Source organism: Achromobacter sp. ISS7 (genome assembly GCF_056523125.1).
In genome coordinates, this window is sequence record NZ_JAWRZD010000002.1 from 118,219 (window position 1) to 144,395 (window position 26,177).

At 56.9% G+C, this 26,177-nt stretch carries 29 protein-coding genes; 10 read left to right on the forward strand and 19 right to left on the reverse strand.

The window, feature by feature from the left end; genetic code table 11:
* Nucleotides 1-366: 366 nt before the first annotated feature.
* A complete protein-coding gene (locus AC1HFW_RS32120; protein WP_479286742.1) occupies nucleotides 367-801 on the forward strand; it encodes an antitoxin Xre/MbcA/ParS toxin-binding domain-containing protein in 435 nt (144 codons plus the stop codon).
* A 122-nt stretch (nucleotides 802-923) separates the two neighbouring features.
* A protein-coding gene (locus tag AC1HFW_RS32125) for an IS3 family transposase (protein WP_479286743.1) occupies nucleotides 924-2,011 on the forward strand; the annotation gives its coding sequence in 2 pieces (ribosomal slippage) (nucleotides 924-1,176 and nucleotides 1,176-2,011; 1,089 coding nt in all).
* Between the two features lie 194 nt (nucleotides 2,012-2,205).
* Here the strand turns inward: AC1HFW_RS32125 and AC1HFW_RS32130 are convergent.
* From AC1HFW_RS32130 to AC1HFW_RS32145, 4 genes are read right to left on the reverse strand one after another with little or no spacing between them, the layout of a single operon-like run.
* Nucleotides 2,206-3,558 carry a tyrosine-type recombinase/integrase gene (locus AC1HFW_RS32130; RefSeq protein ID WP_479286744.1) on the reverse strand — a complete coding sequence of 451 codons (1,353 nt, stop codon included), beginning with the start codon at nucleotides 3,556-3,558 and terminating at the stop codon, nucleotides 2,206-2,208.
* Nucleotides 3,548-4,069 (reverse strand): hypothetical protein, encoded by a 522-nt coding sequence (locus AC1HFW_RS32135; RefSeq protein WP_479286745.1) that lies wholly within the window; start codon nucleotides 4,067-4,069, stop codon nucleotides 3,548-3,550. Before AC1HFW_RS32135 ends, AC1HFW_RS32130 begins: the two co-directional genes overlap by 11 nt.
* On the reverse strand, nucleotides 4,057-6,033 hold the full coding sequence (locus AC1HFW_RS32140) for a hypothetical protein (RefSeq protein WP_479286746.1): 1,977 nt from the start codon (nucleotides 6,031-6,033) through the stop codon (nucleotides 4,057-4,059). The genes AC1HFW_RS32135 and AC1HFW_RS32140 overlap by 13 nt, the downstream gene beginning before the upstream one ends.
* Nucleotides 6,033-8,141, reverse strand: a complete 2,109-nt coding sequence (locus tag AC1HFW_RS32145) for a hypothetical protein (protein ID WP_479286748.1) — start codon at nucleotides 8,139-8,141, stop codon at nucleotides 6,033-6,035. Before AC1HFW_RS32145 ends, AC1HFW_RS32140 begins: the two co-directional genes overlap by 1 nt.
* 15 nt (nucleotides 8,142-8,156) lie before the next feature.
* Between AC1HFW_RS32145 and AC1HFW_RS32150 the strand changes: the two genes are divergently transcribed.
* Genes AC1HFW_RS32150 through AC1HFW_RS32160 form a run of 3 tightly spaced genes read left to right on the forward strand, consistent with a single transcriptional unit; the run spans nucleotide 8,157 to nucleotide 10,056 of the window.
* The gene (locus AC1HFW_RS32150; RefSeq protein ID WP_479286750.1) at nucleotides 8,157-9,053 is read left to right on the forward strand and encodes a DNA methyltransferase; all 897 of its coding nucleotides are present in this window, start codon (nucleotides 8,157-8,159) and stop codon (nucleotides 9,051-9,053) included.
* 8 nt (nucleotides 9,054-9,061) lie between these two features.
* The gene (locus AC1HFW_RS32155) at nucleotides 9,062-9,745 is read left to right on the forward strand and encodes a hypothetical protein (RefSeq protein ID WP_479286752.1); all 684 of its coding nucleotides are present in this window, start codon (nucleotides 9,062-9,064) and stop codon (nucleotides 9,743-9,745) included.
* Nucleotides 9,746-9,756: 11 nt separating this feature from the next.
* Nucleotides 9,757-10,056, forward strand: a complete 300-nt coding sequence (locus AC1HFW_RS32160; protein WP_479286753.1) for a hypothetical protein — start codon at nucleotides 9,757-9,759, stop codon at nucleotides 10,054-10,056.
* Between the two features lie 8 nt (nucleotides 10,057-10,064).
* Here the strand turns inward: AC1HFW_RS32160 and AC1HFW_RS32165 are convergent, their stop codons facing one another.
* The 3 genes from AC1HFW_RS32165 to AC1HFW_RS32175 all read right to left on the reverse strand — a co-directional run bounded on the left by AC1HFW_RS32165 (nucleotide 10,065) and on the right by AC1HFW_RS32175 (nucleotide 11,783).
* Nucleotides 10,065-10,442, reverse strand: coding sequence for a hypothetical protein (locus AC1HFW_RS32165; RefSeq protein WP_479286754.1), 378 nt, complete (start codon nucleotides 10,440-10,442; stop codon nucleotides 10,065-10,067).
* Nucleotides 10,442-11,050 carry a hypothetical protein gene (locus AC1HFW_RS32170; RefSeq protein WP_479286755.1) on the reverse strand — a complete coding sequence of 203 codons (609 nt, stop codon included), beginning with the start codon at nucleotides 11,048-11,050 and terminating at the stop codon, nucleotides 10,442-10,444. The genes AC1HFW_RS32165 and AC1HFW_RS32170 overlap by 1 nt, the downstream gene beginning before the upstream one ends.
* A gap of 175 nt (nucleotides 11,051-11,225) precedes the next feature.
* Nucleotides 11,226-11,783, reverse strand: a complete 558-nt coding sequence (locus AC1HFW_RS32175; RefSeq protein WP_479286757.1) for a hypothetical protein — start codon at nucleotides 11,781-11,783, stop codon at nucleotides 11,226-11,228.
* Between the two features lie 45 nt (nucleotides 11,784-11,828).
* On the opposite strand from AC1HFW_RS32175, the gene AC1HFW_RS32180 reads away from it, so the two are divergent.
* From AC1HFW_RS32180 to AC1HFW_RS32190, 3 genes are read left to right on the forward strand one after another with little or no spacing between them, the layout of a single operon-like run.
* Nucleotides 11,829-12,437, forward strand: coding sequence for a hypothetical protein (locus AC1HFW_RS32180; RefSeq protein ID WP_479286759.1), 609 nt, complete (start codon nucleotides 11,829-11,831; stop codon nucleotides 12,435-12,437).
* On the forward strand, nucleotides 12,434-13,408 hold the full coding sequence (locus tag AC1HFW_RS32185; protein ID WP_479286760.1) for a hypothetical protein: 975 nt from the start codon (nucleotides 12,434-12,436) through the stop codon (nucleotides 13,406-13,408). Before AC1HFW_RS32180 ends, AC1HFW_RS32185 begins: the two co-directional genes overlap by 4 nt.
* A complete protein-coding gene (locus AC1HFW_RS32190) occupies nucleotides 13,408-14,043 on the forward strand; it encodes a hypothetical protein (protein WP_479286762.1) in 636 nt (211 codons plus the stop codon). Before AC1HFW_RS32185 ends, AC1HFW_RS32190 begins: the two co-directional genes overlap by 1 nt.
* 69 nt (nucleotides 14,044-14,112) lie before the next feature.
* Here AC1HFW_RS32190 and AC1HFW_RS32195 read toward each other — a convergent pair whose 3' ends face one another.
* From AC1HFW_RS32195 to AC1HFW_RS32205, 3 genes are read right to left on the reverse strand one after another with little or no spacing between them, the layout of a single operon-like run.
* Nucleotides 14,113-15,240, reverse strand: a complete 1,128-nt coding sequence (locus AC1HFW_RS32195; protein WP_479286764.1) for a hypothetical protein — start codon at nucleotides 15,238-15,240, stop codon at nucleotides 14,113-14,115.
* Between the two features lie 39 nt (nucleotides 15,241-15,279).
* Nucleotides 15,280-16,299, reverse strand: a complete 1,020-nt coding sequence (locus tag AC1HFW_RS32200; protein ID WP_479286765.1) for a metallophosphoesterase — start codon at nucleotides 16,297-16,299, stop codon at nucleotides 15,280-15,282.
* Between the two features lie 16 nt (nucleotides 16,300-16,315).
* Nucleotides 16,316-16,945 carry a 3'-5' exonuclease gene (locus AC1HFW_RS32205; protein ID WP_479286767.1) on the reverse strand — a complete coding sequence of 210 codons (630 nt, stop codon included), beginning with the start codon at nucleotides 16,943-16,945 and terminating at the stop codon, nucleotides 16,316-16,318.
* 189 nt (nucleotides 16,946-17,134) lie between these two features.
* On the opposite strand from AC1HFW_RS32205, the gene AC1HFW_RS32210 reads away from it, so the two are divergent.
* Together AC1HFW_RS32210 and AC1HFW_RS32215 are read left to right on the forward strand one after the other, a co-directional pair.
* Entirely contained in the window at nucleotides 17,135-17,686 is a 552-nt protein-coding gene (locus AC1HFW_RS32210) for a hypothetical protein (RefSeq protein ID WP_457987310.1), read from the forward strand.
* Between the two features lie 83 nt (nucleotides 17,687-17,769).
* Entirely contained in the window at nucleotides 17,770-18,015 is a 246-nt protein-coding gene (locus tag AC1HFW_RS32215) for a hypothetical protein (RefSeq protein WP_054433608.1), read from the forward strand.
* Between the two features lie 10 nt (nucleotides 18,016-18,025).
* On the opposite strand, the gene AC1HFW_RS32220 is transcribed toward AC1HFW_RS32215, so the two are convergent.
* The 9 genes from AC1HFW_RS32220 to AC1HFW_RS32260 form a co-directional block, all read right to left on the reverse strand.
* Complete coding sequence (locus AC1HFW_RS32220; protein WP_479286769.1) at nucleotides 18,026-18,286, reverse strand: hypothetical protein; 261 nt, start codon at nucleotides 18,284-18,286, stop codon at nucleotides 18,026-18,028.
* A gap of 116 nt (nucleotides 18,287-18,402) precedes the next feature.
* Complete coding sequence (locus AC1HFW_RS32225; RefSeq protein WP_479286770.1) at nucleotides 18,403-19,401, reverse strand: hypothetical protein; 999 nt, start codon at nucleotides 19,399-19,401, stop codon at nucleotides 18,403-18,405.
* A 102-nt stretch (nucleotides 19,402-19,503) separates the two neighbouring features.
* A complete protein-coding gene (locus AC1HFW_RS32230; protein ID WP_156350455.1) occupies nucleotides 19,504-19,833 on the reverse strand; it encodes a hypothetical protein in 330 nt (109 codons plus the stop codon).
* Between the two features lie 17 nt (nucleotides 19,834-19,850).
* Nucleotides 19,851-20,549 carry a hypothetical protein gene (locus tag AC1HFW_RS32235; protein WP_156350453.1) on the reverse strand — a complete coding sequence of 233 codons (699 nt, stop codon included), beginning with the start codon at nucleotides 20,547-20,549 and terminating at the stop codon, nucleotides 19,851-19,853.
* A gap of 120 nt (nucleotides 20,550-20,669) precedes the next feature.
* Nucleotides 20,670-21,956, reverse strand: coding sequence for a hypothetical protein (locus AC1HFW_RS32240; protein ID WP_479286772.1), 1,287 nt, complete (start codon nucleotides 21,954-21,956; stop codon nucleotides 20,670-20,672).
* A 189-nt stretch (nucleotides 21,957-22,145) separates the two neighbouring features.
* Nucleotides 22,146-22,916 carry a hypothetical protein gene (locus AC1HFW_RS32245; RefSeq protein WP_156350449.1) on the reverse strand — a complete coding sequence of 257 codons (771 nt, stop codon included), beginning with the start codon at nucleotides 22,914-22,916 and terminating at the stop codon, nucleotides 22,146-22,148.
* Nucleotides 22,917-23,328: 412 nt separating this feature from the next.
* Nucleotides 23,329-24,726: a hypothetical protein gene (locus AC1HFW_RS32250; RefSeq protein WP_479286775.1), complete on the reverse strand. Its 1,398-nt coding sequence runs from the start codon at nucleotides 24,724-24,726 to the stop codon at nucleotides 23,329-23,331.
* Nucleotides 24,723-25,208, reverse strand: a complete 486-nt coding sequence (locus tag AC1HFW_RS32255) for a hypothetical protein (protein ID WP_054433603.1) — start codon at nucleotides 25,206-25,208, stop codon at nucleotides 24,723-24,725. Before AC1HFW_RS32255 ends, AC1HFW_RS32250 begins: the two co-directional genes overlap by 4 nt.
* A gap of 125 nt (nucleotides 25,209-25,333) precedes the next feature.
* Nucleotides 25,334-26,122, reverse strand: coding sequence for a DNA/RNA non-specific endonuclease (locus tag AC1HFW_RS32260; protein ID WP_479286776.1), 789 nt, complete (start codon nucleotides 26,120-26,122; stop codon nucleotides 25,334-25,336).
* Nucleotides 26,123-26,177: the final 55 nt, after the last annotated feature.

The following is a 26,177-nucleotide window of genomic DNA, read 5'->3' on the forward strand; positions in this document are numbered from 1 at the left end:
CATGGGGCGTCCTGCGTCCATGACGTAGAGGGTCGCTTCACATTGGAGAATTTGCCAAGAGTACTGCTGATGGGAGCCTTGCGCCGGGAGGCAAGCGATTGGCTTGAGAGACAGGTAGGCGGTGGTATGTGCTGCTCGAATTTTAAAGCGTATATTGGGAAAAAGAAACTGATGTATGCGGGTATATCAATGAGAGGAAACGTGACTTCGGGCGATGATCAAGCAGCTGATCTTTGTCGATTGGCAAATATGGCCTGGAAGGTTCGCTTTCATAATGCAATTGACGAAATCAGGCGGATGAGCGACTAACCTGATTTGAGAAGGGGCACTGTGGAAAGTCTGGAGTTCGGGCTAAGGAGAATAAATATGAGAGTGGACTCAATCAACGAGTACATGGGCCTCGAGGCTACCGAGATTATCGATATGGTGCGTAAGGGAGTTCCTGCGCACGTTGTCGACAGTCTGGGGCGTGCTATGGAGGTGCCGCGGACTCAGTTAGTGACTTGGATGGGATGGGCGGTGGCCACGGTCGATCGAAAAATTCGTGATCGATCCACACTAAGTAAATCGGCCGGAGAACAGCTCTTGTTGATGGTTCGGCTGATCAGTCAGGTTCAGCGGATGATCAATGAGTCCGGCGATCCCGAGAGTTTTGACGCTGCCGTTTGGCTCGCCGGCTGGTTGCGGGAGCCAAACCTCTCATTGGGCAGTGTCTCTCCGGGGGGGTATCTGGATACTGCGGAGGGATTCAATTTGCTCAGCGATACGTTGGCTCGTATGCGGTCTGGGGCCTATGTTTAAGCACGGTTGCGTCTAATTTTGGCAGCTTGGAACCGTTGGCGGTCGAGCTTTTAGGTTGGGTAATCCCCCCGCAAAAGCGCTGCAGTCAGAAGTAGAATTTTCTCACTGAGGAGTTCTACAGCATGAAGAGGTCGAGATTCACGGACAGCCAGATCATGGAAGCGCTCAAGCGGGCCGAGGCTGGGCTGGCGGTGCCAGAGCTGTGCAGGGAGCTGGGCATTAGCTCAGCGACGTTTTACAAGTGGCGTGCGAAGTACGGCGGCATGGACGTATCGATGATGTCGCGCATGAAGGAGTTGGAGGCCGAGAACGCCCGGCTGCGCAAGATGTATGTCGAGGAGAAGCTCAAAGCCGAGATCGTGACGGAGGCGCTCGAAAAAAAGTGGTGAGGCCATCTCGCCGGCGCGAGATGGCCCAACGTGCCGTGCAGACACGAGGAGTGTCCATTCGACTAGCCTGCCAGGCGTTCGGCGTGAGCCAGGCCTGCTATCGGTACATCGCAAAAGCGGATGCCGAAAACGAAGGGATCGCCAACTGGCTGCTGCGTCTGACGGACAATCACCGCAATTGGGGCTTTGGCCTTTGCTTTCTGTATCTACGCAATGTCCGAGGCTTTGGCTGGAACCACAAGCGCGTATACCGGATCTACTGCGAGCTCGAATTGAACCTGCGGATCAAGCCGCGTAAACGGCTGGTTCGGCAGGTGCCCGAGCCGTTGACGGTGCCTACCGGTGCGAACCAAGTCTGGTCGATGGACTTCATGCATGATCAGCTTGCCGACGGTCGCAGCATTCGGGTGTTGAATGTGATCGACGATTTCAACCGCGAGGCCTTGGGCATTGAGGTCGACTTCTCGCTGCCCTCCGAGCGGGTGATCCGCACACTGAAGCAGATCATCGGCTGGCGAGGAAGGCCATCGGCCATTCGCTGCGACAACGGCCCGGAATATCTAAGCGCGGCCATCGTGCAGTGGGCGCAGACATGGAGCATCAAGCTCGAGTACATCCAGCCTGGCCGTCCGCAGCAGAACGCCTACGTCGAACGATTCAACAGGACCGTTCGCTATGAATGGCTGTCGCAGTATCACTGGGACGACCTGGACCACGTGCAGCGCGTCGCCACGCAGTGGATGTGGTCCTACAATCATGAACGCCTAAATATGGCACTGGGCGGATATACCCCAAAACAGCGGTTGGCCATGGCCGTGTAGCGTTTCTACTTCTGGCAAGCGCTAAAAATGGGGGGATTACCGAACGTTCTTGAGTTTTCAAACTGCCTGCGCCAAAAGCGGTAGCTAGCGAGGAGCATTGACTGATGCTGGCTTGACATGTAACTGGAACATATCCAGCATAAGATGAAGCGAAGTAGTTTGTATGCGTGTATCTCCAATTTGGAGTGACCACATTATTTTGATGTGCGAAACGAATGGGCCGTTACACTCTGCACAGCGACCATGGAAACATCTATGCTTCGCAAGATAGCTTCTATTTCTTTGAGCGACTTCAAGATCTCCGGGTTCTCGTCCGCTTCAAGTTTGGCAATCACCTCATGCACGCTGGTCAGTGCTTCGTCGATCTGCTGTGGAGAAGTAGTGCCGGTTGCCATCTCATCATATGCCCAATCTACGTACGCCCACAGACTGGATAGCCTTGCGTGCCCTGACAGCGAAGAGACTCGTGACAAAATTGTACTTATGGCTTCTACACCAATTGAGTGGTTGCTACGAAGTTGCTTTAGCCTATGAACTACCTGTAGGGTGATGTATCGATGGCGCAGCATGTGCGCGGTTGCGCGCTCGGGAATCCCTGCTAGTGCCCTTAAATCTCCAAACAATTGCGTCACGGTCTCCGGAGCTATCTGGCTACCAGTTCGAGTGCAAAAGGCCCAACCCTCATCCTTGAATAGCCGATTACTGCGTTTAAGCCGTCTGACCTGAATAGCCCGATGTACTTCCAGGTAGCTGGAGAGGTGCTGTAGGGTTTCCTCTGGTACAGGCACCACCCGTTTAGGATTTCCCTTTCTTTTGGAGGTCCTAATTTCAAGCCGTCCTCCCTCTTGACGTGCTTTGTCAATATCGGCACATTTAACCCAGGTGATTTCTTCTCGCCGGATACCTGAGTCCGCTAGCAGGACCACGAGGGCGCGATTGCGAGAGACGCAAAACGAGGATTGAGCGGATTCATCACAGGCGGCTATCAGGCAATTAAGCACATCGAGTGAGGCAGGGCGTACCACGCGCCTGGGCTCGGAAGACACCATGGCTGCGTGTCGGACTGATCTGCGCAAGAATCCGTCTTTCTTGATATGGGTAATCGTCACTCCTATTTGGGCGCTGCGGCCCACCTCGTCTACTAACCTGTTTCCCATGAGAAGGTGTTGTAGCCAATTCAGCATATCAATGGCGCGCAGCAGGACGCGATTGATGTGCCTGCCAGAGCTCTTATTTCGTTTCAGCAACCAATCAGCGAAGTCTATGAGGATTTCGTCGCATACCTCTAAAAACAGAATATTGGTTTCAGCCAGAAATCGAATAAACAGACTAATTTCGCTGGCGTAGGTGTTGATTGATGACGTCTGACGTCCCTGCCTACGCATCCAGATCAAATAAGTATTTGCTTCCCAGCAAACTCTTCCTGATGGCCAAAACAGCATCCTGAGCCCCGGGGCGGTCCAACGACCTTCGCTCCCCTGTGATGGAAATCCAGGCAAACGGAATTGCGGCGAGGTGGCCAGCCAAAGTTGTTGTTCATGACTCATTTCTAACCACGCGCAAAATCGCTCCGCCTCCGCTATATCTGCGCTGATGCCTTAGGAGTTCGGTCTCGGCAGCTTCGGATGTAGTCGATAGCTTTTTGAGACGCTCTAGCAAATCAAGGTATCGCGCAGTCATTTCCATTGCTGCATCTGTGGAAAACCGCTCTTTCCGTTGTTGCTCTGTTTCATTAACCGATACGATCGCGACCGTGGCGGCTCGTTTTCGTTCAAGCAACTGTGCCATGTCTTTGCGAAAGCGGAGTGAGCCACCTTCGTAGAGTGCGTCCAAGTGCTTCCGAAGCGTCTTAGTGGAAAGGGGGGTGATCCCTCGCTTATGATCCTCCCATAAGGCCAGTCGTTGGAGATTTTTGAATGAAATAATAGCTTCTGATGACGGCTCCTGTGAATCTAGGAGATTTCTGAGCACAACAATCCGCGCATTGACGCTACTTTCTGAGCGGTCGCGTCGGAGCTGAATCCCGGCGGCTATCTGGCCTTTAGTCAATCGTGGCATGTGGGTGCCCCTGTTATAGTGATTAGAATCGTATAGACTAGACGATGCCCAGCACGCAGCTGAATAGGTTGGGCGGTGAATGCGCCGCGCTCGGCAAGCATTTCCAGATAATCCTGAGTGTCAGATTCATTCATCACACTCATGTCGTCGCAGCCAAAGTGCTCGAGCAGGATGCTTCGCAGGCGAGCGACGCCTTCACTCTCATTAGTTGAAAACAAGGCAGCTGTAGCCATCGCTGCCTCCGCCTCAGAAATTTCGTGACCAGTCAATTCCTCCCGGACGTAACGCCAGACTGACGAAATATTTTCATGGCCCATAAACCAGGCAAGCGCTGGCAAGACATCTTCAGCCCCTCCTGAGTGGAAAAATGTCATGGCAAAGTAGCGCCGCAACTGGTGGGGTTTAAGGTTCCAGTCTTCACCGTCATTGTCCACCAAACCGAAGAGCATGCTGATTGCTGACAGCCCCGGGGCAATATCATCTTTCGTAAGAGGGGAAAGCCCTCTCGCGTTAGCTTTGAAAAAGATTCTGTTCGTGGAGAGAGGATCGTCATCACGGAAGACCGTGGCCAAGCTCTGTTTAATTCGTGAGAGCGAGTCTACGCACTGAGCCACAAGGTGCGGAACAGGTTTGTTCACAGATAGTCGGACTCCATGTAGACCTCGTTTCCGCAGTTTGATCGACAGATAGCTGCGATCACGTCGAGACGACACCGAACCCTTCTCCAACTCGAGCACTTCACCACGCCTGCTGCAGGACAGCAAGGCGATAGTCGAGAAGCAAATGGCAACATGAAGCCGAATGGCCATCAGACAGATCGGGTATTTGACGGAGTGCTTAGAAGCATCTCCGGCAAGAGCCCGATTAACCTTGGGGCCGAGTTCTCTGATGGGGTGCAACGCGATTGGCAGAGGTGCTCTTTGTTCTGCTTCCCAGAGCCGACGCATCGGCCCCTGATCGGAAAATAACGCTAAGAGGTCTCCTGCCGCTGTGCACATTTTGGCCGTGAATGCTTCCAGCTCTTGCGCGGTCTCGATCATCCACTTGCAACACCCGTGCACTAGTTTATTGCCAACCGACGGTGGTAGTGTTCTTGTTCTTTGGTTTATACGTCCTTTGAATTGTTTGCATCTTTCAACGACCCCACGAACGTCGGAAAGCTCACAATTGGCAAGACTGTCTACACTGTTACGCATGATCTCGCTGAGTGTCACAAAGCTGACTATTTCGCTTGCAGAGGGGGCTCCAATTAGTGTTTTCGAAGAGCCTTTCTCTGACCTGTTTTGATCGTGGAGTAAGAGGTATTCTCGCATATGGCTTGAAAGTCTCACACGAATAGGGTCGATCTCGATGGCGTCAGCTACGTAATCGGATTTGAGTTTTCCCCGCTGATTGTATGCCCCCGCTGCGCTAAGGAAGGATTGGACTGCATCACTTGTAGGCGCCACCTCGCCACAGTTGTCGGACAAAAATCGTTGCCATCGTTCAATGTAAAGGCCTGTTCCAGCGACACCTGCGGCGCTACTTGCAGCTAGAAAATCGGTGACATCATCCAAGCCCGAAACATGAAATCCCAATTCCCGAAATCTACTACCATATTTAACGGCTAAGTGTTCGGCAAACAACATTAAGAATCGGTGCCAGAAGCTAATCGAGAGTGGCGATAGGCCAGGCCCCGTCGAACAGCAGTCGATACCAGCAATAAGTATTAATTTGGCTTGCTTCAATGGAACGGCATACACGTTCTCTGTAAACCGTGCCCCAGGAAACCTTCGTGTCCAGTTTAGTTCGACGCCTCCTTTAATCCTTCCCTTCACTTTCCTTATGTCTCCGGCGCGGGTATCTACCCGCCACAGCGGAGCTGAAAAAGGTGATATCAGCCAACCGGGAAGGTAGCTGTCATCAACAGGCTTGCTCGTCTTCTCGAAGAACTCCAAGATGTGCTGTGGTAATTGACTGTTCATTACCAGATCTCCGGTAGCCGGATACTGGACTCAAGGTGAGCCTTTTGCTTGCTAGCTTTGCGAACTAAAGCGGCGATCGGAGACATCGCTAGCGGAAGTGGTTCAACCACAGCGTCGATGAATTTGCACCAAAAACGGGGTTTAACGCCTGTGATGCGGTCGGGAGAATCCAGGAACCTCGGTGTTGCTGTCTTTAATTGTTCGCGATAGATCATGGCGACGGCGAGCGCATTGGGATCGTCGCAGATGATCAATCGAGAACCTGCCTTTCTTGATTGGCGAGTGTGTTTCAGCTGAGGTTCAGATGAGTTGAGTGTGCCCTGCCGAAGAGAGGCTAGGAAAAGATGGAGCTCCTCAATTGTTTTAAAATCCATCACTTGGAGGCGATCCTGTTCTGATTCGACTGCATTCGCCAATAGACGGTTTTGATGCCTTCGGATCTGTCGCTCGTAAACTGCGATCCTCAGTGCTTCCGGAATGTAGTGTCGAATTGTTGTAGCTACATTTTTATGGCCGAATGCCCTAGCTGTTGTCACCAGGTCTCCACCAGACTGCAAGTAAACTAGGACGCCAAGATTCACGCGAATGGATTTGAACGTAATTTTCTCAGCCCAAGGCATCAGTTCTGGGTGGCGATCAAGAAAGGCAGTGGCCCTCGCTGAATTCGCTTTTTTTCCGTATGACCGCCACTGTGTGTTGCCACTTATCGAGCCGAACATGGTCTTCTCTGAGAAGTGAGTTAAGCTGTAATTCAGACTGCTCATACCTACCCATAGCATGGCTGCTTCCTCGTTTCTCCCTGTATTACGCAGTGCATCGCGCACCGGATAAGTCCACTCGATCACACGGCTTAGTACACGCTTGGCCAGATCGCTTAGCTCTTCTGATTTTTCCTCTGCCGAGCGAGGTTTTGTGACTGTGAATCTTAGCGAACCTTCCTTGCTGAGGCCTGAGGTTGTGATGCAGCTTTGCCCGCTTTTGTCTCGAGTAATCCTGGCACGGTACATTGAGGTCGCATTGAACTTAGGATGTTCTAGCATGAGCATAAGCATGCAAATTCCAGCTGATTCCGAGCTCATGATGCCAAGATAGGGAAGGAGTTTGTTTTTGTTATAGCGTTGGACGTAATACCAATAGGGCCAAGCACCCTGCGTATTGCGTTTGTCGCGCTTGCCACTATAGAAGAAGCGCGGCTGGGGTATCCCTCCCATGTCATATACCACTATGCCTAAAAGTGTCTTCAATAGATCGGGGTGCCCATCCTCCCTTTTTACAAGGCTCTTTCCAGTCGCTTGATCAATGAAGCGAAAACGCTCCGTACTTTTGAATTTCACAAGTAGGCTAGGATCAAACTGGGAGATCAATTCTTTACCTTCCCGGTACTGACTTTCGAGCTTTTCGAAGTCGTTGAGAGCACAAGCTCTGATCGTTTCAATCGCGTGTTCGAGGCGTTGCTGGTACTCCTCAAGATATTCGTCATCAGAAGCTAGGATTGAGATCGGTTCGAGAAGGTCATCGTTGAATGAGTCTCCTGCAATGTTCAGGTTGCGAGGCGCGGTTGATACTACTGCAGGTGACCTAGCTGCAATAGAACGGTCAGCCAGGAGAAGCTTGACGCTTGGTGAAGCAAAGCTGGAATCGGTACGCGCGATGGGAGGCAATGCCCCCGTGGCTACCAAGTCATCAAGTAACCGCGTGAACTGGCTCCAATGATTACCTGTCGTCGTTAGTGCTTTTCCTGCTTGCACCTCATTGGAGAAAAACGCCTCTCGCAAGCGGGACAACTGTTGGCGTAGCTCTTTTTCTTCCATCTCGAAGCTGGGTGTAGCCCAGTTTCTACTTGCGGATATTTCCGCCCATATTTGCAGTACACGGCGAGATGAGTAGGTCGTCTGAGCAGCGATGTATCGGCGTCCGTTGAGGCGGATGGCTTCGAGAAAGTTATTGGAGGCAGGTCCAAGCCAGTCCCTGAGGAATCGGAGGTCGACGACCGATATGCCTGATTTTCTCGAGACGTTATTGACAGGCAGAAGAAAAGGGTCTGATGGTGGCTGCTTGGGTGCGAGCGTTGAGTCGATCTTTTTTCTCATCTGATCTAAGTTCTTCATGCATGCCCCAATTAATTGCTGTATTGGCTGATTATCTTGCTACCCGTCTATTTTCCCCTAATAACTTTCTCACAAAAGGCGGCCAGCCCTCCCTATCCGATCGCCCAGCCCCGAGCTTACGGTAATCCTTCGCAGGCGGAGTATGTAGATTGGATCTGCGAAGTACTCGAGCCGGTAATCAAGCTCATGGCGGACGGCGCCTCGCTGGCTCTGAATGTCAGTAACGATATCTTCGTACCAGGAACGCCTGCTCGGTCGACCTACCTCGAGCGCCTTGTAATCGCACTTGAAGATCGTTTCGGGCTGAGCCTGGTCGATCGACTGGTGTGGAAAAACCCCCAAAAGCCGCCAGGTCCAATCGCTTGGGCGAGCAAACGGCGCGTTCAACTTAATGCTGGCTACGAGCCGGTCATTGTCATGACGAACAACCCGTTGAAACTGCAGTCGAACAATCAACGCGTGTTGATGCCGCATACCCCTCAGCATCTCAAGCTAATGGCGCGCGGTGGTGAGCGGCGCACGGCTGATAACTCTGATGGCGCATATCGGATCCGTCCGGGCAGCTATGGCCGGCAGACGGCTGGCCGCATCCCTCGCAACGTCTTGGAATTTCCGCATATTTCGGCGCAAGACCGGGCCTATCGCGCCGAGTGCCAGCGCCGAGGCATCCGGCCTCACGGTGCGACCATGTCCTACGGTTTAACCCGATTCTTGGTCGAATTTCTCTCGGAGCGTGGCCAGCCGGTGGCAGACCCCATGGGCGGTTCGCTCAAAACCGCTCTGGCATGTGAAGAGTTGGGCCGTCGGTGGGTGACCACGGAAAAAATGGTCGAGTACGTGCAAGGTGCCTCGTACTCGTTCCAAGATGCACCGGGGTTCTATCGGCCACCGGTGTGGGCAGGCCGCGCCTGAGGAAAGTCATGACGAGCACAAAACGCCCGCTGCTGGTGTACCCCGTTGTGCATTACGGGGATCGAACACAGGCCTTCGTTCAGAGCGAGTTGGCTTTCGACGCTGGCGCACCGGGCATCTTTCTTATTTCCCACAACCAGCATGATGCCTTACTGGCGCCGCTTGCATGCGACATCAAAGCGCGTCACCCAGAGAAATTCGTGGGGGTCAATCATCTAGGGCTGTCTGCTGTCGAGAGCTTTAGCGCGCTCTTGCGGTTAGGCCTTGACGGGATGTGGACAGATCGGCCCGGCGTCGATTCCCGCGGCGTGCGAGACAAGCGTCTGGTCGAATTGGCGCAAGATCACCCCGCCCTTCGCGTCTTCGCATCAGTGGCATTCAAATACCAAGATGCGGACGAGGATCCCCCACTGGCCGCGCGCCTCGCCTTGAGCGCAGGCTACCTGCCAACTACAAGCGGCACCGCAACTGGCGTTGCCGCTCCGCTGGCCAAGGTGAAGGCGATGAGCGAAGCCACAGGACGCAAATTGGCTATCGCCAGTGGCATGACGGCCGAGAACATCCGCATCCTGGGTCCGCATCTCTCTCACGTACTGGTTGCCACAGGTGTTTCGACGGACGAGTACCACTTCGACTATGAACTGCTGCGTCAGTTCTTGGGCCTTGCCGCCCAGGTCTCATTTGACGGCTGAAAGGAGCCAAGATGGAAAATATTGAACAACAAGTCCTTGACCTCGCTCGAGGCTATGCGCTGCAGGCAGAGGGACCTGCATTGGAAGCGGTGAAGACCGTGTTCATGCGCGGGCGCGGCTTTGGATTCAGGGTCTGCTACACCAAACCGCTCGCGGATCGCGACGTGCAATCGAGGATCACGGCCGCGGCTAACTTTCTGCTCTTCCTCGTGACAGGTACGCCCACGAATCTGGACCTGTCCACATTACCTGCCTCGACTCGTCTCTACCAAGATGCGGAGTTGCTCGTAGCGAACACGCCTCCTGCCTAGAAGGCGCCTTACACCTGACGCGATCCGGGCTCCACTATCAATCGCCCGGCCTGCGCAAGGTGGTCCTCGAACTCGCTCTCGCTCATCACCTCAACAATTCGGGTAGCGGGCACATGTGCGTAGCAACTGATCTCCCAGCTGAGAGCATCATCAATCTGCAAGCCCGACAGATCCACCCGCAAAATGTGCAGTTCCTCGTCCTTCAGGTACTCGCCAAGCCAATTGGACAGGCCATCCTCGCACGCATCGGCCGACGCGAAGAAGTAACAAGCCGCCTGTTTCTCTCCCAGCAATTCTGAGCGAGGGCCGATAGCAGGGCGAATACCTTCCTGCAGAATCGACGCCAAACTCGACGACGTCGTCACGTGATACGCGACGGCCTGCATTAGGGTCTCGGCCTTGCGATAGGACGGCGGATATCTGCAAGCTGATCACGTATCGGGGGGAGGTCAGGATTCGAATGATCCACTTCGCCTGGTTGGAGCACCGATGCGATCATGATCCGAGGCTCGAAGATCACAAGCCAATCTTCCTGACCATTTTGCCGACTGAGCGATGCCTGAATGCCCCGATCGGCGAACCATGCCGCCAGCGCCGGCCCGTGGTCCGCCCCCAGAGTGTCATGATTCACACTCAAATTCCGGAGCACCTCGGCGGGCAACATGCCGTCGGCCGCCGGCCGGCGATCCGCAACACGACGAAGATCCTCAATGACACGATCGCGATTTCTCATGCGAGCTCGACTGGATACGAATGCTTCAGCCTCAGCCAGGCTGATAAGTGCGTCCTCGAGCCAGTTGACGTCCGCGGGGATGGCCACCATCTGCACGACGCCCCCGCCCTTCGCGTATTTCTGAGCTGTCGAATAGCCGGTGGTCAAGTAAACGCCCGGCCCGCATTCGTATCGACCTGGCCGGCAAGGCCGGATCTCTGCCGCGCCACCCTCCCAGCGACGGCCGCCGTGATAGGCGTAAAGATAGCTTTGCAATGTCATGGTCTCGGTTGTCGAATCAATGTGCGTTAGCGCACCAGAGGTTCATGCCCCTGGCTTCGAACGCCTTCGAAGCGAAAGGTGAATTTTAGGCCAATGCCTTCTCCCCATTGGCGCGCAAAAGTCTTGCAATTGCGGCATTTAGGCGGAAAGGCGATGCCTTGTTGCACAGACCAACTTACTGACGCCGGCCGTTGATCGCTGCCGCAACTTCGCCCCCGCATACACCCCGAATTCGCTGATATTCCTCCGGGGTATCAATGCCGTCATGTACACGGGAAGCCTCTCTAGCCATCTGCTCCATCTCGGGAATCCACTCGTCAGCAATGATCTGCTTAAAACGAGCCATCAGCTCCTCGGAAGTGCCAATCATGACCTCTTCGGCATAGTGGGCGCGGAATCGCTGCTCCGCTCGGGTGGCGACATCCCTGGCGATCGCCTGATTGGCTTGTACGTGTCGCATCTCATGCTGCAGAACTTCGTCAAACGCACATGAGCCTTTGCGAAGCTCTCGTGCAACATGGACTGTTTGTGGCCCAGTCACGATCACCATCTCCGCGCCGATCCTCGCGCACTGCAGGCCGCTAGCGGGATCCCGCATCGATGCTGTACGCACCGCACTTTGGTAGAAAAAGCGCGACTCCGTAAGGCCGACCGTAATGGGGGTCTCGCCGTTCATAAGGGCCTTCGACTTCTCTCGCGCAGAAACCTCGGTCATCGCAGTCAGCGTCGGCACGTCTTGCCTCGTTGACAGCAAGACCGCTGCTGGTCGAGCGGACACATGCAGCTCCATGGGGGGGAGGCTCGAAGCGCATCGTTCTGCAAAATCGGACTCGGCGCCCCTCGTTCCGGCCTGCGCCAGCCCGGCGGAAAATCCCAAGACGAGTGCAAGACCACCAAGGCCAAAGATGCGAAAAAGCGCGAGAGCGTAGCTTTGCATTTCCAATATCGACTTTTAAACTACCAGAATCACTTATTGAATTCATTTTCCATGATATCGAACGCCCTTCACGATCTCAAGACGCCCCATGTCCAGCCCTTCGCTACGCTCCGGCCGTCGCCGGATGACGCGGACGGTGTCGGCGACGCCTCAGTAGACCAATTCGCGCTCGTGCTCCCTGCTGGATTGGCTCCTCTCCACGAAGACGCCGACCTGGCGGCAACGCCCGTTCGCCTCGAAGAGGGCATCGCATGCTGGCAGGACATCGCAGGCCAGGCGCACCAAATCGGCTCGATCGAATCTCCCCTCGATGCCGAAATCCAAGCTGCCCTGCGTCGGCCCGACGGGCTTCTCGCCATCTTCATGGAGCCCAGTTCCGGCACACATGCAGGATTCGCTCTGTTCCAGGCCGTAGACGGCCACAATGACCACCCGGGTGACCGCAAATGAACATCCACCAACGTGCAGGACACTTTCTGACGCGCCTGGCGAAAGCTCCGGCAGTCCGCGCGACGCTTCACAACGTCGATCAGCCGCGAGGCCGCGCCTTCGCCAACACTATGAAAGCGGTATTGCCAGCCCTGCTGCTCACCGCCAGTGTCCATGCTCAATCGCCCGTGCCACGCGCTGAGATTCAACTCGGCGACGATGCCGTCATGGTGTTGCCATCGCTTCAAGAAACTGCAGCCAATGCCGTCGCCCGCGCCGAGCTCAAGTCGGCAGCCATGGAAAGCGCAGACTTTGAGCAGCTTCGCCCAACTATCGAGCACGTGGTCGACAGCGTACGAGAGCGTGAGAACAGGGACGCGGTGCTGGGCATGCTCATCGCGTCGGTCGTGGCATCAGCGGAGATCCAATCCTGGGCCAACGAAACCGGTCGCCCCTTCAAGGATGGCGTTGCTGCGTACTTGGAGAACCCGGCTGACTGGAGGGCGCAGGTCGCCGCTTGGGATCGCATGGCTGCAAAGTACGACAATCTCATCGATCAGGGCCCTGGTGTGCGTGAAGTGATGGTCAACCAGGCTTTGGCCAACGCCGCTCGACGCATCGAAAGCCAGGTATCGGCGATCCGCGAGGCAGCTGCTGTCCCGGCGCCTATGTCGTCGCCCTCCCCCGCGCCGGCCCCCCGTACCGGATTCGCTTATGGGGCCGAGGCTGTCAAGGTGGGCGGAATGGACTGGGCCAATGCAGCGATCAGCATCGCGAGGGGTGGCGCTGCCCTCTATGGCGATCGGGATGTGGAACAGACCGTGCGCAAAGGCACGGACATGGCTCGCAAGGGCACGGGGTACGCCCGCCGCGGGGAAAGCATCTCCAACCGTCGTAACGTCATCGACCAAGTGCGAGGCATCGGCGATCTCATGGGCTCCGTCGGCCGTGACGTTAACAAGCCGGCGCCGCGCGCCAGGAGCCGGTACTGATGGATTGGAAACTAACCAGAGAGATGGGGACCAACCAGGAGCATGCCGTCGCGCAATTGGCTGCATCCCTGGTCGGGTATGCCAATACGTCCATCGGACACGAACTGCCGTCGATCGAACGACTGGAAGTAATAGCCATGAACGCGAAGCGTTTCATCCTCGCCGGCCGAGTTGTGGACTGGATGATGGCGCTCTGCACCGCGGTACCCGATCTGCGACGAGCATCCATCCACCTGGGTTCGACTCCCGACGTGGGGGAGGACGGCCAGATCCGATACGACTTTGATGTAGGAACTTCTTGCGTTAACTCCACCAGTCAATGTCTCCGCCATCATGCTGAAGTGGAAGATCTAGCCGTGCAATGGATTCTCGAGGATGGCACTTATCCCACATTTGTGAGAGAGTTGCTGGCTGCAGATCCGAGAGAGGAGGTCGTTTTGCAACTCGACCTCTGCCGCGATTCGCTGCCCTGGGATTCTCGTGATACCCAGAACAGGGTCGCGGAATACTTTCGTGCCTTCCGTGAAGCCTCGCCGGGAGTGGCCCACGAGATTGACGTCGGCCTAAGGTTTGGTGCGGACTTGAGCAGTGTGGAGGAACGCCAACCCGCACAACCCAGACCTCGTGCGGCCTAACCCAGCCGAATTTGAAAAGGCCCCGATTACCTCGGGGCCTTTTCATTGGGGCTTAAGTCTTAGATGAAATCATGCTGCTCGAGGACGCGATCGCTCCGGTTGATCGAGGTTAGTCCCGATGTCAAAGCATTTCTGGACATACGAAAACGGGTCAACCTTGCCGGACTCCACTGCTTCCTCGACAGACGCGCGATGAAATGCCTCGAGCGTGGCCACGCTGATCTCGCCTGGTGTCTTGGAGAAGACCAAGTGTCCCGCTCCCGGCACCCACATCGTTTTGTGGTTAGTTTCGAAGGACTCGCCCAGCAGGGTGTCCACGGATGAGTCTATCCACTCTTTAACTGGCGTAGCATCCGCCGGCGCCTCTCTCCCAAAGCCGTAGGTGCGCCGATATGCCTCGGATAGAAAGGCGCGCAACTTGGAAAGACCTTCAACATCCGTAGCAAGCAAGCGAGATTTCCCGTGCTTGGCCAGGCCCGTCTTCCCCCTGCCGACTGATACGGGGATCACTGTTGTGACGTCGATGAATTCTGCCGTCGTGATTTCGTGAGGATCCTGGCTGACAATTCTCGATCGAACAGCATCAGCGATGGCGCCTTCGAGATCCGTGTCAGAGCCGCCGAGCACGCGCTCGTCATCATCGAGGACCTGAATACTCAGAACTGCTCGGCCAGGCAGCGCAACCTTCGCCGCCCTCAAGCCGGGAGGCAGCGACTGAGCTGCATACGCGGCCACAAGGCCGCTGATAGCCCTGGCTGCGAATCCCAAAGTCGTTGCGGTGCGTCCGACCGCCTCCCAGTCGTGGACAAGGGCACGGTCTATGCCAACCTCGGCTTGGCCAATGGCGGATTCGGCGCCCTCGAGTGTAGCGGCAGCGTGTTGCCAAGAGCTTCCGGCCATTCCAGGCCCGTCTACGACAATCCACTTCGCCAGAGGACCGAACTCGGATTCGATCTCGCTCAGAAGCTTGCCGATCGGAAGTCCGGGGGCGCGATTCATCCGATGTCGGTGCTTCGCAAAGGCTTGTTCAACCTCCGCATCAGTGGCGAGCATGTGCGCGGGCAACGGGCTCTTAACGCCGGCGCGTTCTATCGCCTTTTGCATTGATAGGCGCCAGGCGGGCCGGATTGCGCTCAAGATCTGGCGCGAGTAGTCGTTCAATTGGGACAGCAGGACGTTCTGGATGGGAATTGACATAGGATGCTCGAATTAGCGCAGACGCCCGATCGGGCATCGTTAACGGAATCTGAATGAAGGGGGGCGCGGTAACGGCATCACCGCAGCAGGATCGGGTCTGCCCGGATCTGCGATCATTTCCGGCGGACGAGGCAGGTAGCGTTGCAGGTGCTCCATCAGGATCCCGGCGTCGACGATCTCCAGTTGGCTTCCTGGATCAGGCTCCGCCCGCGCGGCCCTGTATGCCCCTCGATCCATGTAGAAGTGCGACCGGTGCAGGCCGACCTGTTCGACGATGGTGTGGCCGACGAAGGTCAGAGACAGACCTCGCTCATACGGCCTGTCGGTTGCGATCACCGCTTCAGCCGAGCCGACCATTGCCGGCGCCAGCTGCGGAAGGACGATGTGCTGGCCCTCCCCTTGCGCCCGGTGCCATTCCTTAATGAGGCGTCGGCCCCACGTTGTCGTTGCCCGAAACCGGTCGAGTTGCAAAGGCAGGCTCGGTTGAACCTCTCCGCCCCAGCCTGCCGGCGCCTCGCCAGCTGCGAGTGCTCGGATGTCAGCGTCAGTGAAGAGGCCTTTGGATTCGCCGCCGTCAAGGTCGCGCGCTGACCCGGGTGCAACCATCAGCTCCGCGTGAGCGATGTGGAACTGAGCCGAACCGTCATCGGCAAGCACGGTCCGAATGTATGGCAGCGCCTCTACACGAGGCCCGAGGTCCGTGAGAAGTTCATCCATTTCGGGCTTTGACAGTTGCGTCGCCCACGTGCCGCCGTTGTAGAAAAAGTCGTTCGGCGAGTGTGCCCAGGATTCCATCTTCCCCAACGCCGAGAGCAGCATGTCATCGTGGTTGCCACGTACGGCGTAGAACCAGGGCTCGCGTAAGAGCCGAAGCGTGTTCATAGGCTCCGGACCGCGGTCGACCAAGTCACCGACGGAAAAGACTCGATCGGCATTCGGATCAAACTTCAGCTGATCAAGGCGATTCATCAGCAATGAATAGGATCCATGCAGGTCTGGCACGACGAAATCACGGCCATCCGAATTCTTGGCGTGCTCGACTACAAGGGGGGTACTCATAGAGATTCTCGAAGAGTCAATGTGTGGTACCGGTCGGCGTTGTGAGTTCCGCGACCTCCAGGACTTTCTCGAGCGAATGCCGCTCGACCATCTTGTCGAGAATCCGCGCTGTGGTCAGCACATCACCCAACGCTGCATGCGCTTGGCCGGCTTCCACGCCATAGTGCTCTGCGACCTCTACCAGCTTGCCCTTGTTCGATCCGCTGAATTTGGTCCAGAGCCGCCTGACGTCGATGTTGACTGGAGTGTCGAGTTCGATGCCATACCGTCTCCCGTTCTCCTGCAGCACCGGAATATCGTAGGTACGCGAGTTGAATCCGATGACTGCTGTTCTGTGGAACATGTCCAGCAACGTGTCCGCGTACCGCTGCAGCGTGTGACAGTTTTCGACGTCTTTGTCATAGATGCCGTGGACCTTGGAGGCTTGCGGGGTGATTGGCATTTCAGGATTCACCCGCGCCCCTCGTTGCAAAGTGCGCCCGTCCCGCTTTACGAACAGCAGACCCAGCTCGACGACCCCGGAGCTGCGGGCCATGCCGGTCGTTTCAAGGTCGAACACGGTCAGCGAGCGCTGCAAAGCGGCGGACAGGGCGACGAGGCCAGGAAACTGCTCCGGCGCGGTCATGGCGGAAACGGCTGCGGTCAACGGCTGATTCTCCAAAGGCGGTTGTCGTGACGAGCTTCTATTATATTGATTTTGCACGTATACTTCCGCGCGTAAAAGCCAGTTTCTACCAATATGCTCGCCACAGCTCCACCATCCCAACTTCCGCCAACTCCGCGACGACCTGACGAGATAGAGGGGCTGTCTGCCACCGAACAGGTGGTCCAACTTATGAGCATCCTGGATGGGGATTCGGTAGAAGAGTTCGCCTCATACTGTGCGGGCTGCTTTCGCCAGCTGCACGACGACGCCGGCGGTGACCATCCGATGCTGGCGATTTATGCCGGGGCAATGTGCGCAGCCGTCGCGCAAGCGCCAACACTTCCCGACGGAAAGGCAAAGCTGGACTGGCTCAGGCAGGAAATCTTGGCGGCCGACAAACCTGGCGCCACGTCTCGCGCATTTCTGATCGCCGTAGGGAACGCCATTCGCATTTCGGCGTTGAATCGAGCGTCGTTTACCATCGGAAGATCGTTTCCGCTATCCCAGACCATCGCCGTCCTACTTGGCCAGCGACAGATGAGCCTGGCGCTACAGGCGTCCGCCCAGGCTCACCCCGGGGACTATGCCGGCCCCCTCCCCCCCAGCGCCAGAGCACTCATGCTGGACTTCCCAGAGAAGTTGATCCAGTTGAGATTCCGGGAGGAGATCCTATCCGATCACCCTGATCTGACCACGGCCCTGAGCGACTATCGCCGTCGCCACCCGTCACATGCCATGTAAGCGCTCAAGGGGAGACTCATTCAATGCGAAAACTCGCGAGCAACTGGTTAAGCAGGCTACACCCCAACGGTGGAAATGCTCGCATGCAGCGCCCGGCTGACAATCTACTCGAGCGCCTGCAGCGGCTCGAGTCTGACTTGCAAAAAGAGACGCTCATAGATGAGGCGCTTCGCTCGGCTTTGCTTCATCAGGTTGGCGTGTATCGAGCTTTTCTCGCGCGAGTCAAGCTCCTAGAGGTAGATTTGTTCTCCGAGGGAGGGCGAAGCCAGATGGGCAATATCTCGGAATTCTGCCGCCTGGTGCAGGATGACCTGCCCAGCGCAAACTGAACGTTCTCGCTCAAATGAACGGGTTGCGTACTTGATCGGCCGCCCGCCGCTTTCCAGAACCTTGGTCAAGCTTGGCCGACGGCGCTCCGATCACCCCGCCCAGCCGCCACAATCCGACGAAGTTCGCTATGCCTTTCACGTCCACCGCGGACAGGTGAAACGAAAACTCTTCGTTGAGCCACATGACGCCACGCTCAAGTGCGCCCGGCATGGTTATGGACACCATCGATATGACCACGCACAACTCAATCAGGTAACGCCGAAGCGCCATAGGGCCTGCTACGACCAAGCGAAAAAGCCCGGCGATAATCCTGAGAAGGAAAGAACCCTTCCGCTTACGGTACCGCCGTTTACGCATGAATTGCACGGCGTGGGTGAGCCACCATCTTAGCTAGAGCCACGAGCAAGCGCCAGGGCCGTTTGATAGTCGGTCAGCGCGTGCCTGAGTTGAGCCAAGTCGGCCAGCGCCGGCCGGTCGAGTAGACGCCGGAAGAAGGCTTCCCTGGCGGCCAAGGCTACTGGATCCGGTTGTGCTTTGAAGAGCGACCGCCCAACATTTGCGCTTTCCACGTCGGCGCAGGACGTTGCTACGAATGACTCGTCATCACTTCCATGAGCGCCGCTCAGCATGCTGTGCATTCGCGCACGCTCCTGACGAAGATCTGTCGCGAGGTTTTCAGCAATGCTTTGCTGCTGATCCCGTTCGGCTGCAAGTCGCACGTTTGTGCGCTGCGCTTCTGCCAAAGCCTCTCGCAAACGCGAGACATCGCTGTAGTCGCCAAAACCGCCCGCAGAGGGCGCATCAGCCCCCTCTCCTGCCGACAACCAGGTCGCCACACGATGTGCCTGGTCAGGCTCGAGAAAATAGCCGTGGCCGGCACTGGTGGTCCGACCTCGGCACACTACGCCGTCCCGATGCAGAGTGGCCAATCGCCATGCCAACTCCGCACCAGAAATGCCAGTTTCAGCGGAAAGCTCAGCCACCGTTCTACGCTTGTCGTGCGGGCTGGTCAACAAGGCGCGAAGCAATGCCGCCGGTCTGTCACCCCATGGCAATGCAATGGCTGGAGGAATCTGGGCTCCGAGGTAGATCCGGGCGCGTTCCTTCTGCCGGCGGTCAAGTTGGTACTCGACTCGCTCGGACTCATTGCCGCGGCGCACCTTTCTGCGCGACACTTCATTTTGCTGGACGAGCTGCGCAAGGATCCATGAAAGCTCAGATCCCGCAACGCCGGTGATTCGCGCGATCTCGTTCAGATCAATATCAGCGCGGTTCGCCAGGAGGGCGAGATATATCTGTGCAATCGGATCCAGTCGGATCGGTTTGCATCCCTTTGGCGGCGAAACCGTTCCGTGATCCTTTACCACAGCTAGGGGCTCGTTCATCTCATCTCGCACAGAAATTTTGATGACAAATCCTACCAACGCTCTGAGCCAAAGGCACGGTGATATCAACCCTTTTCGACAGAACTACGCCCCCAACACCATTCAATGCACACGCGGCCGCGCCGGACGTTGCGGGAGAGGATCAATCTCGTCTGCGGTCGGTTGGAACATTGCTTCTGCGGCAACAGAAAGGGAACGCAGGTTCTGAGACATGCCAATGCAGCGATCCTCAATATCGACCAGCTTGTAGTAGCGCATCCCGCCGGGCAGCGTCGTCATTCCGATAGCCACGGGAGAAGTTTCACGGTTGCCGTCGAGGTATGCGAATGGGTCGTTTGGCCCGGCATAAGGGTCGTAGGCCCACCTTGAGCCAAGGGACTCTGACTCATCGTCCACGAACTCCGGCGGCGCAGCGCTTTCAGTCTGAGCCATGCTGATCTCCCCTGCTATCACGTCACACCTTTATGGAAGGCTCGAAGATTGCCTTCTGAAAAAATTACTGCCTGAAAATGCGCGGACGGAAGTTCTGATAACCACCATGACACTTCCGAGCACACCTGGTGCGAATCGCCCAATCCATTGTTGGCGCTTACGTGAACCTCCAAACAGTTCTCACTCGAGAGCAGCTCCCTGACCAGCATTCGCTCGGTGCGGCCGGACCGTGTCGCCACGATATTGAGGTGCGAGAGGTCGAGCGCGTAGGGCACTCGAGACTCCAGCATGGCTCGATATTCCTTCCAGCTGGCAAGCAATTGCCGATTCCCTCGATCTGGGTAAAGACCCTCGACCGCTACCGCGCACCCAAACAGATCAGCGGCCGCCCGTGCATTGTCGAAGACATCCTGAAGAGACGCGTTCCTTCTGTACCCCGCATGGGCGGAGTAGGCGGTTGCACCGAGCACGTCATGGATGCGCTTGGCCGTTCGAAACTCCTCCATCTCCTGGCGAAAGTTCGAAAGGTCATACTCGACCCTCGAGTCGTTCACCCTGACATTGGCATGCAGCCGGAAGGCTGTACCTGGATAGGAGCGACGGAGGTCGTCAGCAATCTCCTCGGTCAGTACACCCTTGGACTGGGGGACCAACTGGACATGATTGATGCTTAATTCACCCCACAGTGGCTCTACCAGGGTCGCGGATACGGACATGCTGCTCGCCAACGCCATCGCTTCCCGATGACCGATCATCGGGAAAGCTGCTAGCGAAAGGTGAACGTCCCTGTTTGAGCCGCAATTTGCGTATTCAAGGTTCGATGTCACGTTAGCCCCTCACGGGCGAGGTCTTGACATCCGCGTGTCGATGGCAGTCTGTTCACTTAGTGGCGCAAAACGAACCACCGAAAGGTCGCTGTAGCTCTCCGTACCCCAGCGAGCAATGGTCGCCGATTCCGCCGCACCGCTGCTGAGATCGATAGTCAGCGTACCGCCAGCAGCTGAGCCATTCTCATATCCACTGTGGAGCTGATCGAGCAGCCGCTCTGCAAGGCGCTCAACCGCAGCTTCAGTCCGAATGACGACGTCGATCCCATCTCTTGTCGACGGGATGTGCGAGTCAGGGACGTCGACATACTCAGTGTCGTCGTAGAAGGACGCATCCCACTGGTCGCCGTTGTCGCCAGCACCCGCATACACTAGCTCGAATCGGCGCGCGCCATAACCACGAGCATGCTCGAAGGCCTTTTGGGCCTCATCGATGACGCCGGCGTTGCAAGGAGCACTCGCGATAACGTCTGCGATGCGCACGCGCTCATCTGCCTCATGCGCCGTCCGCTCCATGAAGTATTGATGGGACAGTGTGAGGGATCCCCTGGCCACATCAAGGTGGAACGTTGCGGCGCCACCGTCTTCGTCTTCGAAGTTGGGAAAGAGCCGGCTGACCACAGCATCGAAGGCGAGTCCGCATGCTTCGCACAGATCTGGAGCCAACTGGGCAGCCAGATGCGGCGGGGTAACGTCAAGAGACCACTCGCTCAATTCGCCACCACTGCCCGAGCACGTCGCCGAGATGGTCTGCACTCCTTCCACCATGCCGGCGCGAGCCATTACGTCGTTGAGCATGTCCAGTTCCGACTGCATCAATTGCTCGCCTGCTCTTTGCGGCGTCGCAAGCCCGATGGCCAAGCCGCGAGAGACAGGCAGGGCACCGCTCTGAAGCGCTGGATGATCGGGCGATACGTCAGCATAGGACGTTGCTGACGCGAAATCCCCCCAGCCGTCGGCTGACCAGAAAAGCCCCGGATGAATGGTCGAAGAAGTGGGCATATAGAGCACGGACTTACCGTTCTCCTGGCTTTTGCTGAGCTGCAGCATGCGGCTCGCCAACAACGCCAGATCTGCCTTGTCTGCGCCAGGCTCTCGAGTCCGATAACTGCCAATGGCCCGCTGCATGCGATCGCGCAGATCACTTGGGGGATCGTCGTGAAGAATCACGACTTCGGCAACGTCCAGAACGGCGGGTTGGATTTCATCCCCGCGCACCCCCGCCTCGATCATGGCCCCCAACCCGGCCAAGCCAAGGGATCGAATTTCCAGAATGACTTGCTCGACCGAATTCACAGGGACACCTCCAACACAGCTTAATTCATCAGAATTATACGTTCAGGTTCAACATTGATTTTTTAATCCGCAATTGAATTTCCAAGGAAATTTCAATTTTTGGCTGAAAACGCCATCTTCAGGACGAAAAACACTACGAATTTAGATGTGCCCGATCCAAGAAGCCGCCCATCTTGGGCGGCTTGCGAATCACAAGCTACACAGCATGTTGGGGTAGAAGCCTGTCTTGTTGACGTACGGTGATGCGCAGATGAACACAACCGCGTACGGCCCCTGTTGAGTCGCCGGAAAAATTGAGTACCCCGGTTGAGCGAGCAATGCCATGCACGCGCCCATGCTCTGGGTTGATTGACATTGCCGATAGATGCCGGCCGCAGTGGGAGGGACCGACGGCGCAGGGGTGACGCATGAATTGCTGATCTGGGCCCAGGCCGTGTGGTTTCGGGCGCTGCCATCAGACCAGAGTTGGTAGGAGCGCTGCTGGACGATGGACCCTGTTTGCCCGGCAGGGCAAGCAACCGTTGTTTGCTCTGTCTGCGTGCTCACGAGGTAGTAGGCGCAAGTTCTCGCAGTTTCGACCCATGCGGTGGCGCCGCGAATCGTGCCGTCTGACCAAGTCTCGTAGGTTCGCTGTTGGGTAATGGAGCCGTTCTGATTGCTGGGGCAAGCAGCTTGCCGAGATTCCGTCTGAACCGAAACGCGGTAGTAGGAGCAGGATCGAGCAACCTCAGACCAGGCCGAGAAGTTCCGCGTCGAGCCGTCCGACCACATTTCGAAGGTTCGACGTTGCGTCACACCCCCCATCTGATCTGAAGGGCAACTTGCCGTCGCCTCTTCATATTCGTCGCTCACCTTGTAAAACTCGCATGATCGACTCTGTTCGACCCATCCCGTGTCGGCCGTAATGCTGCCGTCATCATGCTCTGTGAATGTCCGACGCTCGATGATGGTGCCCTGCATAGTTGTTGGGCACGTTACGGTTCTATGCTCCTCGTGCAAGCGTAGGCATTGACCCGCTGTCCTCTCCCACGCCGCGAGGGTGCCATCAGGAAGCGAGTATCTCGATTCCGTGATCGGCCCACCTGCGTAGGTCACGCCGGCAGATGGCGCGCCATACACATCGATGCAAGAGCGCACTCTACTTTCATCGTCGACCGCCAAGATCGACCCTCGCAGGACGGTTGCCCCTTGCGGCACGTCGCCAGGAAGCTCCCCCACTATTGGGGCGCCAGTTGCGGAGCTCGGCCGCGAACTCACAAAACTCGAGTTCGCCGCCGCAGGGCCCCACGCGCCTTGAAGCACAATGGCCAGAATTGTCGACCCGAAGGTGAGGCGTTTGAGTTTGGAAAAATACATCTTTTGCTCGTGATCGTTAGAAAGGCCCGCAGATTTGGTAGAAGTACTCGTCGCCGATCCACGTATCAGCGTCGCCTCCGGTCCCACGCCATTCCGTGTGATCAAGCGCGCCGACGCTATAACTGCCCATCGTCGTTTGCTTGGAGCTGCCAACTAGCCGACGATTCACGAAGTAGTTGTAATAGCCATTTCCTCCTGGCCCGTTCAAGATCGTGACGTAATTGTTGTAGGAATAGGTGCATGTGACCGCGGCCTGGCAGGTGCTTCCAGTTTGGTACCAGGCAGAATGCGACCGTGCAGATCCGTCAGACCACAGCTGGTAGCTGCGCTGAATGCTCACATATCCCGTCTGCCCTGCTGGGCAACTTTGGGTGCTGTTCTCGTATTGGGTGCTCACGAAGTAGTAAGCACACGTGCGGCCAGTTTCCACCCAGGCGCCGTAGTTCCTGTACGTGCTATCAGACCAAACCTCGTAGGTCCGCTGCTGGTAGACGGCGCCGCTTTGGTTAACTGGGCACGCCACCTGGCGAGCTTCCACTTGGTTCGAGACCCAGTAGTAGGCGCATGTTCGACCGATTTCTGACCAGGCGCTGTAATTCTTGTTCGTGCCGTCGGACCATTGCTCGTACGTCCGTCGTTGGGTGATTGCGCCGCGCTGATTGACCGGACATTCGACTTCGCGAGTCTCAGCTTTGTTCGCGACGAGGAAGTATGAGCAGGATCTCGATGTCTCAACCCAGGGAGAGTAGTTTCGCTTCGAGCCGTCCGACCAATTTTCGAAGGTCCGACGCATGGTGATGGAGCCGGTTTGACTCTGAGGGCATGCTCCGTCCTGCACTTCGAACCCGTCGCTGACCTTGTAAAAGTCGCAGGATCGGCTCAGTTCCACCCATCCAGAATCATCGGTGACTGAATCGTCGTCAAGGACTGTGTAGGTCCGGCGTTCTACGATGTCTCCCTGCTGGGTACCAGGGCACGCAGCCGTTCGCGTTTCCTCGTGCCGGCGTTGGCAGGCCCCGCTCTGATAGCTCCATGGCGACGGGGAACCGTCAGATAGCGTGTACCGATATTCTGTGATCGGCCCCCCCGAATACGTCACCCCAACCGAGGGCGTACCGTAGATTTCAGCGCACGAGCGCGTCCGGGTTTCCCCGCCGAGCTCCGATACTGAGCCCTTAAAGACAGTAGCCCCGGTCGGGATGTCGCCGGGGAGCGTGCCAATCATGGCTGCACCGTTGCTGTTGGCTGGTCGCGAGCTCACAAAGGTCGCTGGATTCGCGCTCACCATGCTTGGCATCGTCAGGCTGCCGAACGCCAAGATCACGCTGAAGACATCGCGTATGGCACGGATAGCACCAGAAGGTCCGGGTATTGTCACTTTTGCCTCGTGCATATTCAGAATGTTTTGCTTCATGCGAATGCAGTGCCACATGCGGTCGAATCTGCCTCCGCCGGCGCCTCGTCTCGCTGGCTGTCACCCCACTCTTCCCGCGCCAAGCGACGCATGTAGATGAGGTCCAGTGCGTAGAGGCGCACCCGGTGCTTTTGCAATGCCGCCCTATATCGGCGTGCGCCATGAGAGCGTCCGATCAGGGCGAGAATCTCGGCCTGGTCCCGATCCCGCCGATCCAGCGGCTGAAAGCGGCGATCAAATAGCATGACCAAGCACGCAACGGCCCCCAGGACAGCAGACGCTACTAGCGCCATAAGCGAAAGCAGGGGCGTGAGGGAGTATCCGAATGCTCGAGCCTCAACGCCGTCGACCAATGTCTGAATCAGGCCACCGGCGGCCAACGCAAGAACAATCACACTGAGCAGCAGCCGGTTGCGCCTCAGCAGCACGTCGGTGTCCGACCACTCTTCAGCCTGAAGATCGATCTGCAGAGTCGGCGTCATGCGCACTCCTTTGGGTCCGCAATCCTGCCGATGAGATCGATGAATTTGGTCATCTTTGCCTCTGCCGAGAACGACTGGTCAGAATCAAGCGTCAGTCCATTTGGGGGCGTCTTCATAGTCATGGCCTAGTAGCGCGGTCGCGGGAGCTTTAGAGGACTGACATTCGCTGCAGCGGGAAGAAAGCGCACGCCGGCCATTCCCTCCAGTTCTGCAAGTGTGATTTCGCGATGGCGTCGATTCGGCGCGTTCTCCACCAGGTAAGCCCCTGCAGCGTTGCGCTTCGGGTCGTACACCAACTTGAATACGTGCGTAGGAATCAGCACCCTGCCGTTCAGCCGCTTGATTTGCGCGCCTTCAAACAGCGGCCCCGTGATGACGTAGACCGACTGATATCGGGCGTACGAGCGCACCGCCGACTCCACTGCAGCCCATAGGTTGCGATTCAGGTTCGGATCCTGCGGGATCATGTTCGACAGGAGAAACGACTGTGAGTCCGCCCCACGGGTAGGCATGTCCGCGCTTGGAGCCAGATGCCCTCGGTCCAGTCCCGAACCTTTAAAGTCAGCCAACGTCGACTGCCAATCCCTTGGCAACCGCGAGTCGGGTCGAAAGTCGTCGGAGCGCCCGACGCTCATGGCTGCCTCCAATCGGTTGCGAGTCAGATACTCCGCGGCCCACAACGGACTGCGTGCAACCCCCGAGTACCAGATCGCGTAGTAGTCCGAGCACAGCTCTTTGGCCGACACGCCGAGCTTTGGGTTAACGAGATCCGGGCGGGATTCTTCGAAGTAGCTGCCCTGACACTGCGACGGCGCAGCGATCGCGGGCGCCGCAACGCCGATGGCCAGGGTGGCCAAGCAAACGAGGATAAAACGACTCTGTTCTTTGAGCACGACAGTTTTGGGATGTTTCAATGAATAAGTTCATGCTACCAAAACTGCTATTTAATGTGCAATGGCCTTAGCCCGT

Excerpts from the sequence above, each read along its gene's own strand:
- AC1HFW_RS32120 (WP_479286742.1), top strand. The coding sequence starts at position 367 with ATGAGAGTGGACTCAATCAACGAGTACATGGGCCTCGAGGCTACCGAG.
- AC1HFW_RS32130 (WP_479286744.1), bottom strand. The coding sequence starts at position 3,558 with ATGAGTCATGAACAACAACTTTGGCTGGCCACCTCGCCGCAATTCCGT.
- AC1HFW_RS32135 (WP_479286745.1), bottom strand. The coding sequence starts at position 4,069 with ATGCCACGATTGACTAAAGGCCAGATAGCCGCCGGGATTCAGCTCCGA.
- AC1HFW_RS32140 (WP_479286746.1), bottom strand. The coding sequence starts at position 6,033 with ATGAACAGTCAATTACCACAGCACATCTTGGAGTTCTTCGAGAAGACG.
- AC1HFW_RS32145 (WP_479286748.1), bottom strand. The coding sequence starts at position 8,141 with ATGAAGAACTTAGATCAGATGAGAAAAAAGATCGACTCAACGCTCGCA.
- AC1HFW_RS32155 (WP_479286752.1), top strand. The coding sequence starts at position 9,062 with ATGACGAGCACAAAACGCCCGCTGCTGGTGTACCCCGTTGTGCATTAC.
- AC1HFW_RS32160 (WP_479286753.1), top strand. The coding sequence starts at position 9,757 with ATGGAAAATATTGAACAACAAGTCCTTGACCTCGCTCGAGGCTATGCG.
- AC1HFW_RS32165 (WP_479286754.1), bottom strand. The coding sequence starts at position 10,442 with ATGCAGGCCGTCGCGTATCACGTGACGACGTCGTCGAGTTTGGCGTCG.
- AC1HFW_RS32170 (WP_479286755.1), bottom strand. The coding sequence starts at position 11,050 with ATGACATTGCAAAGCTATCTTTACGCCTATCACGGCGGCCGTCGCTGG.
- AC1HFW_RS32180 (WP_479286759.1), top strand. The coding sequence starts at position 11,829 with ATGCAGCTCCATGGGGGGGAGGCTCGAAGCGCATCGTTCTGCAAAATC.
- AC1HFW_RS32185 (WP_479286760.1), top strand. The coding sequence starts at position 12,434 with ATGAACATCCACCAACGTGCAGGACACTTTCTGACGCGCCTGGCGAAA.
- AC1HFW_RS32190 (WP_479286762.1), top strand. The coding sequence starts at position 13,408 with ATGGATTGGAAACTAACCAGAGAGATGGGGACCAACCAGGAGCATGCC.
- AC1HFW_RS32195 (WP_479286764.1), bottom strand. The coding sequence starts at position 15,240 with ATGTCAATTCCCATCCAGAACGTCCTGCTGTCCCAATTGAACGACTAC.
- AC1HFW_RS32200 (WP_479286765.1), bottom strand. The coding sequence starts at position 16,299 with ATGAGTACCCCCCTTGTAGTCGAGCACGCCAAGAATTCGGATGGCCGT.
- AC1HFW_RS32210 (WP_457987310.1), top strand. The coding sequence starts at position 17,135 with ATGAGCATCCTGGATGGGGATTCGGTAGAAGAGTTCGCCTCATACTGT.
- AC1HFW_RS32215 (WP_054433608.1), top strand. The coding sequence starts at position 17,770 with ATGCAGCGCCCGGCTGACAATCTACTCGAGCGCCTGCAGCGGCTCGAG.
- AC1HFW_RS32220 (WP_479286769.1), bottom strand. The coding sequence starts at position 18,286 with ATGGCGCTTCGGCGTTACCTGATTGAGTTGTGCGTGGTCATATCGATG.
- AC1HFW_RS32225 (WP_479286770.1), bottom strand. The coding sequence starts at position 19,401 with ATGAACGAGCCCCTAGCTGTGGTAAAGGATCACGGAACGGTTTCGCCG.
- AC1HFW_RS32230 (WP_156350455.1), bottom strand. The coding sequence starts at position 19,833 with ATGGCTCAGACTGAAAGCGCTGCGCCGCCGGAGTTCGTGGACGATGAG.
- AC1HFW_RS32235 (WP_156350453.1), bottom strand. The coding sequence starts at position 20,549 with ATGTCCGTATCCGCGACCCTGGTAGAGCCACTGTGGGGTGAATTAAGC.
- AC1HFW_RS32245 (WP_156350449.1), bottom strand. The coding sequence starts at position 22,916 with ATGCAGGGCACCATCATCGAGCGTCGGACATTCACAGAGCATGATGAC.
- AC1HFW_RS32250 (WP_479286775.1), bottom strand. The coding sequence starts at position 24,726 with ATGAAGCAAAACATTCTGAATATGCACGAGGCAAAAGTGACAATACCC.
- AC1HFW_RS32255 (WP_054433603.1), bottom strand. The coding sequence starts at position 25,208 with ATGACGCCGACTCTGCAGATCGATCTTCAGGCTGAAGAGTGGTCGGAC.